This is a genomic window from Undibacterium sp. GW821-FHT11B02 (genome assembly GCF_058808955.1).
Genome location: NZ_JBXASD010000006.1, coordinates 99,837 through 113,852 on the forward strand (window position 1 = coordinate 99,837; position 14,016 = coordinate 113,852).

Here is a 14,016-nt window from a genome sequence, read left to right on the forward strand (position 1 = left end):
TACATTTATTTGACTTCTTTCCAGTACGACGCGTTCAAACGCCATGCCAGTGTCGCCAGTGTTGCCATGAACAGCAATACCCAAACGCCCAGGCGTTTGCGTGTGCTTTGTGCTGGCTCACCCATCCATTGCAGGTAAGCAACCAGGTCGCCCACTGCATTGTCGTATTCGAGAGAAGTCATGGTACCTGGCTTGACTGTTTCAAAACCGTCGAATTTATGAACGGTTTTGGACTCATCATGCGCGTCCTTTTCTTCTACCATTTTGACAGTACGCGTACCTTGCAATTCCCACAGTACATGAGGCATACCGACATTCGGGAATACCATGTTGTTCCAGCCGGTTGGACGCGACTCATCTTTGTAATAGGTACGCAGATAAGTGTAAATCCAGTCAGCACCGGAACCTGCTTCGGATGCCTTGGCACGGGCAATCACGGACAAATCTGGTGGCACTGCGCCAAACCATGCCTTGGCATCTTTTGCTGCCAGGGTGGTCTTCATCAGGTCACCGACTTTTTCACCGGTGAACAACAGATTTTGCTTGATCTGGTCATCGGTCAAACCGATATCTTTCAAGCGGTTGTAACGCATCGCAGACGCAGAATGGCAATTCAGACAGTAATTGACGAATAATTTTGCGCCATTTTGCAGCGCTGCCATATCCGTAGAACGGTCAGGTGCGTGATCCAGTGGGAAAGTACCGCTATTTGCCAGTGCCAATGCAGGTGCAAAAGCCAACACAGCGATCAGTTTTTTAAGTAATTTCATGCTTATTCTTCCTCGCTTTTTCTCAGTGCGCTGCAAATGTAACGCGCTTGGGTACAGGCTTAAATGTTCCCATTGCACTCCACCATGGCATCAGCATGAAGAAGCCGAAATAAATGACCGCGCAAACTTGAGAAATACGCTCACGAACTGGTGAAGGTGGTTCCACGCCCAGATAACCCAGTGTTACAAACACAATGCCAAATACGATGTACACATATTTGTGCCAGTCAGGGCGATAGCGTATCGATTTAACAGGAGATACATCCAGCCAAGGCAGGAAAGCCAGGATCACGACAGAACCGCCGAACAATACCACACCCCAGAATTTTGCTTCGAGACCGAAAGGTGTCATGCCAGCGATAGCAACCAGAGCGATCAGGGCAATTGCGATCTTCAGCAATTGTGGCAGCTTGGTTGTCAGCCAGATCAGTGCAACATAAGCTGCCGCACCAATTTGCACGACATACAGGAACTCGGAAGTGGTTGCACGCAGGATCGAGTAGAAAGGTGTGAAGTACCAGGTTGGAGCAATGTGCGGAGGCGTTTTCAGGGAATCAGCCGGGATAAAGTTATTGTATTCCAGGAAGTAACCACCCATTTCCGGTGCAAAGAAGACTACTGCACTGAAAATCGTCAGGAACACAGTCACGCCAAAAATGTCGTGGAAAGTGTAGTAAGGGTGAGAAGGCACGCCATCAACAGGGTGACCATCAGCATCCAGGTTTTCCTTGATTTCGATACCGTCAGGGTTGTTGGAACCCACTTCATGCAAGGCGATCAAGTGAGCAACCACCAGGCCCAACAAGACCAGAGGAATAGCAATGACGTGGAAAGAGAAGAAGCGATTCAGCGTCGCGTCAGAAACCACATAGTCACCACGGATCCACAAGGACAGATCAGGACCGATGAAAGGAATAGCACCAAACAGGTTAACAATAACCTGAGCACCCCAGTAAGACATCTGGCCCCATGGCAGAAGGTAACCGAAGAAAGCTTCGGCCATCAGGCACAAGAAAATGGCAAAACCGAACAACCAGATCAGCTCACGTGGTTTGCGATAAGAGCCGTACAGGAAAGCACGGGTCATGTGCAAATAGACCACGATGAAGAAAGCCGAAGCGCCGGTAGAGTGCATATAACGCACCAGCCAGCCCCATGGCACATCACGCATGATGTATTCAACCGAAGCGAATGCCAGCGTTGCATCTGGTTTGTAATGCATGACCAGGAAAATACCAGTAACGATCTGGATAACCAGCACCAGCATGGCGAGGGAACCAAAGATGTACCAGAAATTGAAATTCTTAGGCGCGTAATACTTGCCCCATTGGTCATTCCACAGCTTGGTCAGCGGAAAACGGGAATCTACCCAGTTCAAGGCTTTGTCCACGACAGGAGCGTCCGCCGGGAGTTTTTTCTCAACAAATGCCATGATTAAGCCTCGCCTTTCTCATCTTTACCGATGATGATTTTGGTGTCTGATAAAAACATGTGACGAGGCACATCCAGGTTTTGTGGAGCTGGTTTGTTTTTATATACACGGCCAGCCAGATCAAAGGTCGAACCGTGGCATGGGCAGAGAAAGCCGCCTTTCCAGTCATCTGGCAAGGATGGCTGCGCACCTTCTTGGAATTTGGAGCTTGGAGAGCAACCCAGATGTGAGCAAATGCCAACCGCCACCAGGATGTCGTTGTGTTCTTTGCGTGAGCGGCTTTGTTTGTCGCAATAGTCCGGCATTTCCATGGTGTAGGGCTTTTCCGATTTTGGATCAGCTACCTTGTCTTCTGTCTTGGCCAGACTCGCCATCATTTCAGGTGTGCGCTTCAGTATCCATACTGGCTTACCACGCCATTCTGTGGTCGTCATTTCACCCGGTTTCAAGGCCGAAATATCCACTTCCACCGGCGCACCTGCTGCCTTGGCACGCTCGGATGGCTGGAAAGTGCTTACCAGCGCCCCTGCCGTTGCCAAGCCTGCCACACCACCCGCCGCGCAAGTGGCGACGAGCAAACCGCGACGGCCGGAATCGACCTGCTTTTCGATACTCATACCAACCCCATTCTGTCAATAATCAAAACTTGATGAAGCAAAACCCAGCTTCTAGCAACCTTAAATTATAAATGAGGCGGGTATGGTTTTAAAGAAAAAGATATCCTAATCACTAACTTGGACGCTTTTTTCGACAATTAGCCCCTGATTCACACGTTTCAGCTACGCTTAAGCCTGTTTAAAGGCCAAAATTCTGCTCCGGATTTGGCATTTGAACAGAGATGGAAAACAAAATTGACAAAATTCCCTGCCCTTTTCGTATGATTTGGGCATTAAAATCTTGTCACTTATATTTTGGGGCATGGCATTCATACCCATCCCGCCCGTCAAACAGGAGATTTTCATGAGCATGTTGCAAGAATTTAAAACCTTTGTCAGTCGCGGCAATGTCGTCGACCTCGCAGTTGGCGTCATCATTGGCGCTGCCTTTGCCAAAATCGTCGATTCGCTGGTCGGTGACATCGTCATGCCTGTCATTGGCCGTATTGTCGGTGGCCTGGACTTTTCCAATTACTATATTCCGTTAAATGGCCAGGGTACGCATCTGGTACTGGCCGAAGCCAAAAAAGCTGGTGGCGTGATCGCTTACGGTAATTTCATTACGGTCAGCGTGGGTTTCGTTATCCTGGCTTTTGTGATTTTCCAGATGGTGAAACTGGTAAATGCGATGAAAAAGGCAGAGCCGGCACCAGAACCCGCGCCAGAAGTGACAGCAGAAGACATCTTGCTGCTGCGTGAAATACGCGATGCGTTGAAAAAGTAACGGGGTACTCTCCCCTTGTTCGGCAAGGGGAGAATCGCTTCAAGTACCAGTTATACCGGATTATCAATATCTACAAAGCTATGCTGTATGCCCAGTTGCGCGGCAATGAAATTACCCAGGCTTTGGACACCAAAACGCTCTGTAGCATGATGTCCGCAAGCCAGGTAGGCAACACCTGATTCACGCGCCAGGTGTACCGTTGGTTCAGAAATCTCCCCACTCAGATAGACACTTGCACCTGCAGCAATCGCCTGATCCAGCATATTTTGCGCAGCACCTGTACACCAGGCGACGCGTCCCAGCGGTGTCGTCGGATCACCAACCAACAAAGGCTTGCGCCCCAGCTTGTGTTCTACATGCAGCGCCAGGTCAGCCACGGTACTTAGTTGTATATTATCTGTCTGCCCTAACCAACCCAGGTCATTTTCACCAAAACGCCCATCCGGCACCAACCCCAGGCAACGCGCCAAGCCGATATTGTTGCCCAGTTCTGCATGCCCATCCAACGGCAGATGATAAGCAAACAATGAGATATCATGCTTCAATAACAGTTTCAGACGGCGGTGCTTCTGCCCAATTACGCGCATGTCTTCACCGCGCCAGAAGTACCCATGATGCACCAACACAGCGTCCGCCTGTAATTCCACCGCTTTTTCTAACAAGGCCAGATTGGCAGTAACCCCGCTGACTATATGTTTTATTGTATCTCGCCCTTCCACCTGCAAGCCATTTGGGCAATAATCACGAAAGTAATTGACTTGCAATTCTTTTGCCAAAAACTGTCCCAGTTCATCCCGATTCACTGATTTCATACTCATTCTCACTATGCGTCGTCTTTGGTTATTGTTTGCCCAAACTGTCACTGTCGGTCTGGCGATATGGTTTATTGTAACCACCTTGAAACCTGGCTGGGTAAAAGGTGGTTATCGCCCAGGTCAGGATCTGCCTTTGAATGCTGGTGTCACTGTCAAGGAAGCACCTGCCAACAGTGTGCCGGCACAAAGCTCCTACGCTGCAGCAGCCAAGCATGCCATGCCTTCAGTGGTGAATATTTACACGTCAAAAGAGGTCAGGCAAAGTCGTAATCCGCTGCTGAATGATCCTTTCCTCAAGCGTTTTTTCGGTGACCAGCAAAATCCGCAGGCAGAACGGCTGTCCAGCCTGGGTTCAGGTGTGATTGTCAGTACCCAGGGTTACATACTGACGAATAACCATGTGGTCGAATCTGCAGATGATATTGAAGTCGCCCTTGCCGATGGCCGCAAGGCGAATGCCAAGCTAGTCGGGACTGATCCCGAAACCGATCTGGCCGTCATCAAAATTGATTTAACCGATTTGCCAGCCATCACCTTTGGCCGCTCGGACCAGGCCAGTGTAGGTGACGTGGTGCTGGCCATAGGTAACCCCTTCGGCGTTGGTCAGACTGTCACCATGGGCATTATCTCGGCCCTGGGTCGTAATAACCTGACTGACAATGCCTTTGAAAACTTCATTCAGACCGATGCCGCTGTCAACCCGGGGAATTCCGGCGGTGCGCTGGTGGACGTCAACGGCAATTTACTGGGCGTGAATACGGCGATCTATTCGCAAAGCGGTGGCTCGGTGGGCATAGGCTTTGCCATCCCGGTATCCACCATTAAACTGGTGATGGAATCCATCATCAGCAATGGTCACGTGGTGCGCGGCTGGATAGGCGTTGAACCGCAAGACATTACACCTGAACTGGCTGACAGTTTTGGCCTGAAACAAAAATCCGGTGCCATCATTGCTGGCGTCATCCGCGGCGGCCCTGCTGACAAGGCTGGCATGAAGCCTGGTGATATCCTGATCGCAATAGAAGGCAAACCTGTTGGCGACACCACCCAGATGTTAAATCTGGTGGCCCAGCTAAAACCTGGCAACAAGGCTAAAATCACTGTACTGCGTGACACCAAGGAACCCACTCTGGAAGTCCTGATAGGCAAACGCCCATCAGCACGCAAAGAAGAACAGAGAGAATAAAAACACATGCACCTGATTGATTTGCAAGCCTATCTGTCCGAACTGGGCGATAACAATAACCGCGCCTGGTTTGTCATGAACAAGCCGCGTTACGACATCTTGCGTGCAGAATTTCTGCAACTGGTTACCGAGCTGATTGCTGACATCAGCAAGTTCGATCCATCAATTGCCGGACTGGAGCCGAAAAAAGCCCTGTTCCGTATCAACCGTGACGTGCGCTTTGCGCATGACAAGTCACCCTACAAGACCACGTTTTCTTCATCTATCGTGCCCAGCGGGCGCAAGAAACCCAGCGAAGGTGGTGGGCCTGCCTATTATTTCCAGATGGATGGTACTGGACGGCTGTTTTATGCCTGTGGTGAATATATGCCACCATCAGACCGTCTGAAAGCAATACGCAATCAGATCGTGGCTGACCCTGATGGCTTTGCCAAGGTCTTGAAAGATAAAAAGCTCAAACAGTATTTTGGTGTCTTGCAGGATGAAGGCAAGTTGCAACGCCCGCCGAAAGGCTTTGATGCTGACCTGCCTCACATTGAACACATCAAATTGAAAAACTTCATGGTGTGGACGGAATGTTCGATGCAGGGCATGGATACAGACAAACTGAAAGCCACGCTGCTGAAGGCTTACCAGAGCGCGATGCCGCTGGTAAGCTGGTTAAGGTCAGTTCCCGCCGTTTGATTCGGTCGATTCGGGGGCCTGGGTTGCCTTCACGAACAGGGGCGCAATCAGCAAGCCTAATTCAAACAAAATGATCATCGGTAGCGCCAGTGAAAACTGGCTGACGATGTCTGGCGGCGTCACGATGGCGGCAATCACAAACGCGCCGACAATGATATAAGGGCGTACTGCTTTGAGTTTTTCCAGTGGTACCAGACCCATGCGTACCAGTACGACGACGACGACCGGCACTTCAAACGTCACCCCAAACGCCAGACACATAGAAATAATGAAATCCAGGTAGTTCTCTATATCCGGCGCCACATTGATGGACGCAGGAGCAAATTCATTGATGAATTTGAAAACACGACCGAACACCAGAAAATAACAAAACGCAACTCCGGTAAGAAACAGGATGGATGAAGAAATCACCAAGGGTGCAACCAGTCGCTTCTCATGGGTGTACAAGCCAGGCGCGATAAAAGCCCAGGCCTGGTACAGAATCCAGGGTAGCGCCAGCAAGAAAGCCATGAGCAAGGTGACTTTCATCGGCACCAGGAATGGTGATATGACGCCTGTCGCTATCATTTTTGAACCTGCTGGCAGGGATGCCAGCATGGGTTTTGCAAGGAAGTCATAAATCGCCGATGGGCCTGGCCATGCCATCAGCCCTGCACAGGCGATAAGCAAGCCATACATGGCTTTCACCAGCCTGTCGCGCAACTCGACCAGGTGCGAAATAAAGCTTTCTTCAGGACTATGTTCCGTTTGCTCGCTCATGCGAATACCGCCAGATTATAAAAACGCAAAGACATAAGCGACAATTAAAAGAAGCTGCTGCCAGAACGGGCTGTCACCCGATGGCGCGCCATTCTGGCCGAGCCAGAGATGATTTTTTGCTTTTGGCCGTGACGATTTTTGTACCAGGCTGGCACGGCAGAAGTGCGGGCAAGTTTCTTGCGGCGGAAATCTTTCGCCTTCACCGTCAGTTGTTCCGGTGTAGCGGTATGCAAGAGAGCAGATTCGGTTTCCTGACCGATGTTACGCAGTTCGTTTTCTGTTTCTGTCCAGGTCTGATGTATCGATTGCTCGACATTCTGGGCGGCTTCCTGCACATCTTTTTGTATCTTGCGCAATTCTTCCAACTCAATTTCGCGGCTGACTTCGGATTTCACTTCATTGATATAACGTTGTGCACGTCCCAGCAAAGTGCCAGCCATCCTTGCCACTTTTGGCAATTTTTCAGGGCCTATCACGATCAGAGCAACCACGCCAATCAGGGCGAGTTTGCTGATACCCAGATCTATCATTGGTCAGACCTGGGCAAGAAATCCGGATGAACAGTCAAAAAAAATATCACAGCTTGGATTTTTCTTTGGCTTCTACGTCTATGGTGCTTTTATCAGCTACCTGCTGGGAAGCGGCAGTTTTTTCCTCTTCGCCTTTAACGCCATCCTTGAATCCCTTGACGGCCTTACCCAGGTCGGAACCAACATTACCCAGCTTTTTGGTACCAAACACCAGTACGATGACTACCAGAACAATCAGCCAGTGCCAAATACTTAATGAACCCATTACTTACTCCTTGTGAGAGGCTTACTCTCGAAAAATATGATAAGCAAGACTGCTACAAAATCATTAAAGCGCCTTACATAAGTCCCCATCAGAATTCGCAGACCATAACGCTTATTCTATTGTCCAGTCAAGTCAGTCTCAACGTTGCCCGCGCCATGGCTTGGGGCCGCCGATCACATGCATATGCAGATGATACACCTCCTGCCCACCATCCGGTCCGGTGTTGATCAGGGTTTTATAGCCCCCAGACAAGTTACCGTCTGCCTGTTGCACTGGTGCACAACCTTGCTCCTGCGCCAACTTTGGTACCAATGCCAGCATTTTTCCCAGCAAAACCGTGTGTTCAATCTGTACTGCCGATAAAGTATCGATATGTGTTTTAGGAATAATCAGCAGGTGCACCGGGGCAGCCGGGTTGATATCCTTAAAAACCAGCAATTCTTCATCTTCATATACCGTGGACGAAGGAATCTGTTTCGCAGCTATTTTACAAAAAATGCAGTTATCCACGTTTTTTCCGTTCATTTCAACAAAATGCATGATTATTTTGATGTGGATCACACATCCTTGCGTGCCGCTTTTTCTTCTATACCAGAAATGCCTTCGCGCCTTGCCAGTTCGTCCAGCACCTGTTGAGGGCTGAGATCATACTGTGCCAGCATGACAAGTGAGTGAAACCACAGGTCGGCACACTCATATAAAAGCTTGGTGGCATCCCCTGAGACCCGCGCATCCTTGGCGGCCATCACGGTTTCTGTTGCTTCTTCACCTATTTTTTTGAGTATGGCGTCGTCACCCTTGGAAAACAGGCGGGCCACATACGATTTGTCCGGGTCGCCACCATTAACCAGTTTGCGACTCTCTATGATTTCTGCCAGACGCTGCAAAGTCTGTTCTTGTGTTGCGGTCATTTCGCGATACTCATTTATTAATGCTTATTTGTAGATACTTATTTGCAAATATTTACTTGTAAATATTTTCCGGGTCTTTGAGTACTGGATCAACGGCTTGCCAGTCTCCATCATTCAGGCCACCTTCAAATTTCTGGAAGAAGCAGGAATGGCGTCCGGTGTGGCAAGCGATACTATCAAGCTGTTCTATCTTCAGCAAGACCACGTCTTCATCACAATCAAGGCGAATTTCCTTGATTTTCTGGATGTGTCCGGATTCTTCACCTTTGTGCCACAGTTTCTTGCGTGAGCGACTCCAGTACACGGCTTCACCCAGCTCCACTGTTTTCGACAGTGCATCGCGGTTCATCCAGGCAAACATCAGTACATCGTTGCTGCTGGCTTCCTGAGCGATGACAGGCACGAGGCCGTTTTCGTCCCATTTGACCTTGTTCAACCATTTCGCCGCGCTCATGACAACCTCATGGGAATATGTTGTGCCGCCATAAATTGCTTTGCTTCACCTACTGTATGTTGCCCATAATGGAAAATACTGGCAGCCAGTACCGCATCTGCACCACCTACTTTGATACCATCAGCCAGATCTTGCAAGCCACCTACACCGCCAGAAGCAATCACAGGAATGGATACAGCATCCGACACCGCACGAGTCAGGCCCAGATCAAAACCGGAACGGGTACCATCCTTGTCCATACTGGTCAGCAAAATTTCACCTGCACCCAGTTTAGCCATGTGCTGTGCCCATTCGACAGCATCCAGGCCAGTGGCATTACGGCCTCCATGGGTAAATACTTCCCACTTTCCCGGCCCCACATTCTTCGCGTCAATCGCCACAACTATGCATTGCGAGCCATATTTATGCGCTGCATCCGCCACCAGTTGCGGGTTGGTCACTGCCGAGGTATTGATGCCAATCTTGTCGGCGCCGGCATTGAGCAAACGACGCACATCGGCCACTGTACGTACACCACCACCGACTGTCAGCGGGATAAACACTTGTGAAGCAACGGCTTCGATAATCGGCAAAATCAGATCGCGCCCGTCAGATGAGGCGGTGATATCAAGAAAAGTAATTTCATCTGCACCCTGCGCGTCATAGCGACGTGCGATTTCTACCGGGTCACCGGCATCGCGCAGTTCCTGGAAATTAATGCCCTTGACGACGCGACCAGCAGTCACATCCAGACAAGGGATAATACGTTTGGCTAAGCTCATTCCATCTCTTCTTCATCGTCGAATTCACCGCTGAGTTCGTCCGCGCGATCTTGCGCAGACGACAAATCCAGAGTGCCTTCGTAAATCGAACGGCCACAAATCACACCTTCCACACCTTCATCCTGCACGGCACACAGGGCTTCCACATCCGCCAGGTTGTGCACGCCGCCAGAGGCAATGACAGGAATGCTGACGGCTTGCGCCAGCTTGACTGTGGCTTCAATGTTCACGCCGCCCATCATGCCGTCACGGCCTATGTCGGTATACACGATGGCTTCAACGCCATAGTCTTCAAATTTTTTGGCGAGGTCGATGACTTCATGGCCAGACAATTTGCTCCAGCCATCGGTCGCTACCTTGCCATCCTTGGCATCGATACCGACGATGATCTGGCCAGGGAAGGCACTGCAGGCATCTGCCAGAAAGCCAGGATTCTTGACCGCTGCGGTGCCGATGATGATGTAAGACAGGCCATCGTCGAGATAACGTTCTATCGTGTCCAGGTCGCGGATACCGCCACCGAGCTGGACGGGAATTTCTTCCGTATCGGTTTCTTCGGCATAGTCGCGTACAGCCTGGATGATGGCTTTGACCGCAGCCTCATTTTTTGGCTTGCCAGCAAAGGCACCGTTCAGGTCCACCAGATGCAGGCGGCGAGCGCCCTGACGCAGCCAATGGCGCGCCATTTCAGCGGGATCTTCGGAAAACACGGTAGCCTGGTCCATATCACCTTGTTTAAGGCGTACGCAGTGACCATCTTTCAGGTCGATAGCAGGAATGAGCAGCATGATATGAGAAAAAGTGTGGGCGTCAGATAGACAATAAAGTGATAAGCAAAAAACCTGTTCAGGAAAAAGGCGCTTAAGGTTTCCAGTGTACAAAATTCTTATACAGTTGCAAGCCGGCTTTCGCACTCTTTTCAGGATGAAACTGTGTCGCAAAAATATTGTCACGCGCCACTGCACAGGCAAACGGACTACCATAGTCGGTTACACCGACCGTATGCTGGCTATCAGTGGGACGCGCATAGTAGCTATGTACAAAATAAAAGTAAGCATCGTCTGCAATATCTTGCCACAAAGCGTGAGACTGCGACTGATGCACACGGTTCCAGCCCATTTGCGGCACTTTGTAACGTGAGCCATCTTGCTGCAACTGACCTTCCAGTGCAAAGCGTACCACTCTGCCTGGCAACAAGCCCAGACCGGGTGTTTCACCCTCTTCACTGATGTCAAACAGCATTTGCTCGCCTACGCAGACGCCAAACAGGGGTTTATTACTGGCGGCTTCCAGCAAGGCATCTTGCAGTCCGGATTCACGCAGGCAACTCATGCAATCCGGCATGGCCCCCTGTCCCGGCAAGACGATACGGTCAGCACTTTTGATATCGGCGATTTCACCTGAAATCAATACGTTGGCTTCTGGCGCAACAGCACGCAGGGCCTGCGCTACCGAGCGCAAATTGCCCATACCGTAATCTACAACAACAATTTTGTTCATAATGATTTACCAGCAAGGCTGGTATCAGGATTTAAAGGCTGCCTTTGGTCGAAGGTATGGTTCCAGCGGCACGTGCATCAAGCTCAGTTGCCATGCGCAAAGCGCGGCCAAAAGCTTTAAACACCGTTTCGCATTGGTGATGAGAGTTGTCGCCACGCAAGTTATCGATATGCAGCGTGACCAAAGCATGATTCACAAAACCCTGGAAAAACTCGCGGGTCAGGTCAACGTCAAAATTGCCTATCATGGCGCGGGTAAAGGGGATATGGTATTCCAGACCGGGACGGCCAGAAAAATCGATGACCACGCGTGACAATGCCTCATCGAGTGGCACATAAGCATGGCCATAACGGCGTATACCTTTTTTATCGCCAATTGCCTTGGCAAATGCCTGGCCCAGTGTAATACCGACATCTTCCACGGTGTGGTGGGCATCAATATGCAAATCACCAACGGCTTCAATGTCCAGATCAATCAGGCCATGACGGGCGATCTGATCCAGCATATGGTCAAGAAAAGGCACACCGGTGTTCAGTTTTTGCTGGCCGGTGCCGTCAAGATTGATGGCAACACGGATTTGCGTTTCATTGGTATTGCGGGTAACCGCCGCAATGCGTTCAATTGGCTTGTTCATTTTGATGATAAAGATGCTGCCAGGGCAGCAAGAAAAAGAGCATTCTCTTCCCGGGTACTGACGGTAATACGCAGACAGTTTCCCAGCAGATTATGCATTTTACCTACATTTTTGACTAAAATTTTTTGTTCGCGTAATTTCACAAAGACTTGTTCGGCATTCGCAACACGAATCAACACAAAATTGGCAGCCGATGGAAACACTTGCACGTCTGGCAAGCTTGCCATCGCCACCATCAATTCCGTGCGCTGTTGACGCAATTCTGTTGCCTGTGCATCCAGCACTTCCACTCTTGCCAACACAAATTCTGCGGCTGCCTGCGTCAGTACATTAATATTGTAGGGGGGGCGCACTTTTTCAAATTCATGCATCAGAGCATTGTTTCCCGCCATATAACCCAGGCGTATACCTGCCAGACCCAGCTTGGAAACAGTACGCATGACCACAAGATTATCAAATTCTGCCAGCCTGGGCATGAAACTGGCCTGTGCGAAGGGTTGATACGCCTCATCAACGATAACGATGCCCTTGTCCCCAACAGCTTGCAAAATAGCAAGCATATCGTCGGCATCATATAGTGTACCTGTGGGGTTATTGGGATACGCCAGATAGGTAATCGCCGGTTGGTGCTCGGCAATGGCAGCCAGCATGGCTGCTTTGTTCAGCGTGAAATCCGGGTTCAGATCTACACCAACAAATTCCAGTCCGGCAAACAGGGCCGACATCGCATACATGACAAAGCCGGGTACTGGTGCCAAAACCTTGGCACCGGGTTTCGCACAGGCAATGGATACCATGCTGATGAGTTCATCCGAGCCATTGCCCAGCACGATGTCATGGCCAGCAGGTACGCCCAGCTTATCGGCGATCAATTGCTTGAGGCTGGCATACGCGGGTTGGGGATAACGGTTCAGTGCCACGCCTGCCAGATGCTGCGCCAGGTCCTGCTGCATGTCGGGCGGCAGCAGGTAAGGGTTTTCCATCGCGTCGAGCTTCAGGAAACCGCTGGCGTCCGGCACATGATAAGCGGACAAGCTGGCGATTTCAGGGCGTATCAATTTGGTGATGCTCAATTCTTACTCCATGTTCAGGGCTTGTTCCTTGAAAATCGCGCAGGCCACCAGGATCAATCAGGCAGAAAGTTCTTCCGTATCGATCAGGGCCAGGCGATTTTCTATCATTGCGCAATAATCGGCATTCAGTTCGAAACCGACAAAATCACGCCCACAACGTTTGGCAGCAACAGCGGTGGTGCCGCTGCCCATGAAGGGATCGAGAACAACACCGCCGGGTGGGCAGGAAGCCTTGATCATGCGCTCGATGATTTCGAGCGGTTTTTGGGTAGGATGTTCTTCGCGCTCGGCATGCTCTCTGTGCAGGCGCGAGACACTCCAGACATCCTTGGGATTGAATCCCATTTCCAGCCACTTCGCGCCTTCGAAAATCTTCCGGCTGCGCGCTTTTTTGGTGGCTGCATCGTACGGGATGCGTATGGCATCCAGGTCAAAATAATAATCCTTGGCCTTGACAAAAAAGCCTATGGTATCGTGCACCGATGAATACTTGCGCACGCTGCCCCCCATGGATGGCACCCGTCTGTCCCAGATGATTTCATTCATCATGCTCATGCGTTGCTTGAGCATGACAAAGACTTCAGGTGAATAGCGCCAGGTCAGAAAGATATACAGGCTACCATTCGCTTTCAGCTTGGGCAGGGCCAGATCTATCCATTGCGCCATCCATTCCAGGTAGGCGGCAGATTCCATCTTGTCGGAATCATTGCCATAATCCTTGCCCAAGCCATACGGCGGGTCAGCCAGCAATAAATCGATACTGGCATCGGGCAAGCGCGCCAGACCCCTCAGCGCGTCTTCACAAAAGACCTGGTTACGCCATTCGGCCATCATATACAGGTATTCATAGCAGACAGCGGTT

General features: G+C 50.4%; 19 protein-coding genes. 3 read left to right on the forward strand and 16 right to left on the reverse strand.

The window, feature by feature from the left end:
• Positions 1 to 5: 5 nt before the first annotated feature.
• Genes AC1RVX_RS13940 through petA form a run of 3 tightly spaced genes read right to left on the reverse strand, consistent with a single transcriptional unit; the run spans position 6 to position 2,819 of the window.
• Complete coding sequence (locus AC1RVX_RS13940; RefSeq protein WP_493217201.1) at positions 6 to 770, reverse strand: cytochrome c1; 765 nt, start codon at positions 768 to 770, stop codon at positions 6 to 8.
• A 22-nt stretch (positions 771 to 792) separates the two neighbouring features.
• Positions 793 to 2,205, reverse strand: coding sequence for a cytochrome b (locus AC1RVX_RS13945; protein WP_493217536.1), 1,413 nt, complete (start codon positions 2,203 to 2,205; stop codon positions 793 to 795).
• A complete protein-coding gene (petA, locus tag AC1RVX_RS13950; RefSeq protein ID WP_493217202.1) occupies positions 2,205 to 2,819 on the reverse strand; it encodes a ubiquinol-cytochrome c reductase iron-sulfur subunit in 615 nt (204 codons plus the stop codon). Before petA ends, AC1RVX_RS13945 begins: the two co-directional genes overlap by 1 nt.
• Before the next feature lie 343 nt (positions 2,820 to 3,162).
• Here petA and mscL point away from each other — a divergent pair, with 343 nt between their 5' ends.
• Entirely contained in the window at positions 3,163 to 3,582 is a 420-nt protein-coding gene (gene mscL, locus AC1RVX_RS13955) for a large conductance mechanosensitive channel protein MscL (protein WP_493217203.1), read from the forward strand.
• 50 nt (positions 3,583 to 3,632) lie between these two features.
• Here the strand turns inward: mscL and AC1RVX_RS13960 are convergent, their stop codons facing one another.
• Positions 3,633 to 4,400: a Nif3-like dinuclear metal center hexameric protein gene (locus AC1RVX_RS13960; protein ID WP_493217204.1), complete on the reverse strand. Its 768-nt coding sequence runs from the start codon at positions 4,398 to 4,400 to the stop codon at positions 3,633 to 3,635.
• A 7-nt stretch (positions 4,401 to 4,407) separates the two neighbouring features.
• On the opposite strand from AC1RVX_RS13960, the gene AC1RVX_RS13965 reads away from it, so the two are divergent.
• Both AC1RVX_RS13965 and AC1RVX_RS13970 read left to right on the forward strand, forming a co-directional pair.
• Positions 4,408 to 5,583: a Do family serine endopeptidase gene (locus AC1RVX_RS13965; protein WP_493217205.1), complete on the forward strand. Its 1,176-nt coding sequence runs from the start codon at positions 4,408 to 4,410 to the stop codon at positions 5,581 to 5,583.
• A gap of 6 nt (positions 5,584 to 5,589) precedes the next feature.
• Positions 5,590 to 6,267, forward strand: a complete 678-nt coding sequence (locus AC1RVX_RS13970; protein WP_493217206.1) for a DUF2461 domain-containing protein — start codon at positions 5,590 to 5,592, stop codon at positions 6,265 to 6,267.
• Here AC1RVX_RS13970 and tatC read toward each other — a convergent pair.
• From tatC to AC1RVX_RS14030, 12 genes are all read right to left on the reverse strand, one after another.
• Positions 6,250 to 7,026: a twin-arginine translocase subunit TatC gene (gene tatC / locus AC1RVX_RS13975; RefSeq protein WP_493217207.1), complete on the reverse strand. Its 777-nt coding sequence runs from the start codon at positions 7,024 to 7,026 to the stop codon at positions 6,250 to 6,252. The two genes, AC1RVX_RS13970 and tatC, sit on opposite strands and share 18 nt — an antisense overlap.
• A 44-nt stretch (positions 7,027 to 7,070) precedes the next feature.
• A complete protein-coding gene (gene tatB, locus AC1RVX_RS13980; RefSeq protein WP_493217208.1) occupies positions 7,071 to 7,556 on the reverse strand; it encodes a Sec-independent protein translocase protein TatB in 486 nt (161 codons plus the stop codon).
• A gap of 46 nt (positions 7,557 to 7,602) precedes the next feature.
• Positions 7,603 to 7,821, reverse strand: a complete 219-nt coding sequence (gene tatA / locus AC1RVX_RS13985) for a Sec-independent protein translocase subunit TatA (protein WP_162060924.1) — start codon at positions 7,819 to 7,821, stop codon at positions 7,603 to 7,605.
• 138 nt (positions 7,822 to 7,959) lie between these two features.
• Positions 7,960 to 8,331, reverse strand: a complete 372-nt coding sequence (locus tag AC1RVX_RS13990; protein ID WP_493217209.1) for a histidine triad nucleotide-binding protein — start codon at positions 8,329 to 8,331, stop codon at positions 7,960 to 7,962.
• A 47-nt stretch (positions 8,332 to 8,378) separates the two neighbouring features.
• Positions 8,379 to 8,732: a phosphoribosyl-ATP diphosphatase gene (locus tag AC1RVX_RS13995; protein WP_493217210.1), complete on the reverse strand. Its 354-nt coding sequence runs from the start codon at positions 8,730 to 8,732 to the stop codon at positions 8,379 to 8,381.
• Between the two features lie 52 nt (positions 8,733 to 8,784).
• Positions 8,785 to 9,186, reverse strand: a complete 402-nt coding sequence (gene hisI, locus AC1RVX_RS14000) for a phosphoribosyl-AMP cyclohydrolase (RefSeq protein WP_493217211.1) — start codon at positions 9,184 to 9,186, stop codon at positions 8,785 to 8,787.
• Positions 9,183 to 9,947, reverse strand: coding sequence for an imidazole glycerol phosphate synthase subunit HisF (hisF, locus tag AC1RVX_RS14005; protein ID WP_493217212.1), 765 nt, complete (start codon positions 9,945 to 9,947; stop codon positions 9,183 to 9,185). Before hisF ends, hisI begins: the two co-directional genes overlap by 4 nt.
• Positions 9,944 to 10,735, reverse strand: coding sequence for a 1-(5-phosphoribosyl)-5-[(5-phosphoribosylamino)methylideneamino]imidazole-4-carboxamide isomerase (hisA, locus tag AC1RVX_RS14010; protein ID WP_493217213.1), 792 nt, complete (start codon positions 10,733 to 10,735; stop codon positions 9,944 to 9,946). Before hisA ends, hisF begins: the two co-directional genes overlap by 4 nt.
• A gap of 73 nt (positions 10,736 to 10,808) precedes the next feature.
• Positions 10,809 to 11,447, reverse strand: a complete 639-nt coding sequence (gene hisH, locus AC1RVX_RS14015; protein ID WP_493217214.1) for an imidazole glycerol phosphate synthase subunit HisH — start codon at positions 11,445 to 11,447, stop codon at positions 10,809 to 10,811.
• Between the two features lie 31 nt (positions 11,448 to 11,478).
• The gene (hisB, locus tag AC1RVX_RS14020) at positions 11,479 to 12,081 is read right to left on the reverse strand and encodes an imidazoleglycerol-phosphate dehydratase HisB (protein ID WP_162060928.1); all 603 of its coding nucleotides are present in this window, start codon (positions 12,079 to 12,081) and stop codon (positions 11,479 to 11,481) included.
• Positions 12,078 to 13,154 carry a histidinol-phosphate transaminase gene (gene hisC / locus AC1RVX_RS14025; RefSeq protein ID WP_493217215.1) on the reverse strand — a complete coding sequence of 359 codons (1,077 nt, stop codon included), beginning with the start codon at positions 13,152 to 13,154 and terminating at the stop codon, positions 12,078 to 12,080. The genes hisB and hisC overlap by 4 nt, the downstream gene beginning before the upstream one ends.
• A gap of 57 nt (positions 13,155 to 13,211) precedes the next feature.
• A complete protein-coding gene (locus AC1RVX_RS14030) occupies positions 13,212 to 13,985 on the reverse strand; it encodes a DNA-methyltransferase (protein ID WP_493217537.1) in 774 nt (257 codons plus the stop codon).
• Between the last annotated feature and the right edge of the window lie 31 nt (positions 13,986 to 14,016).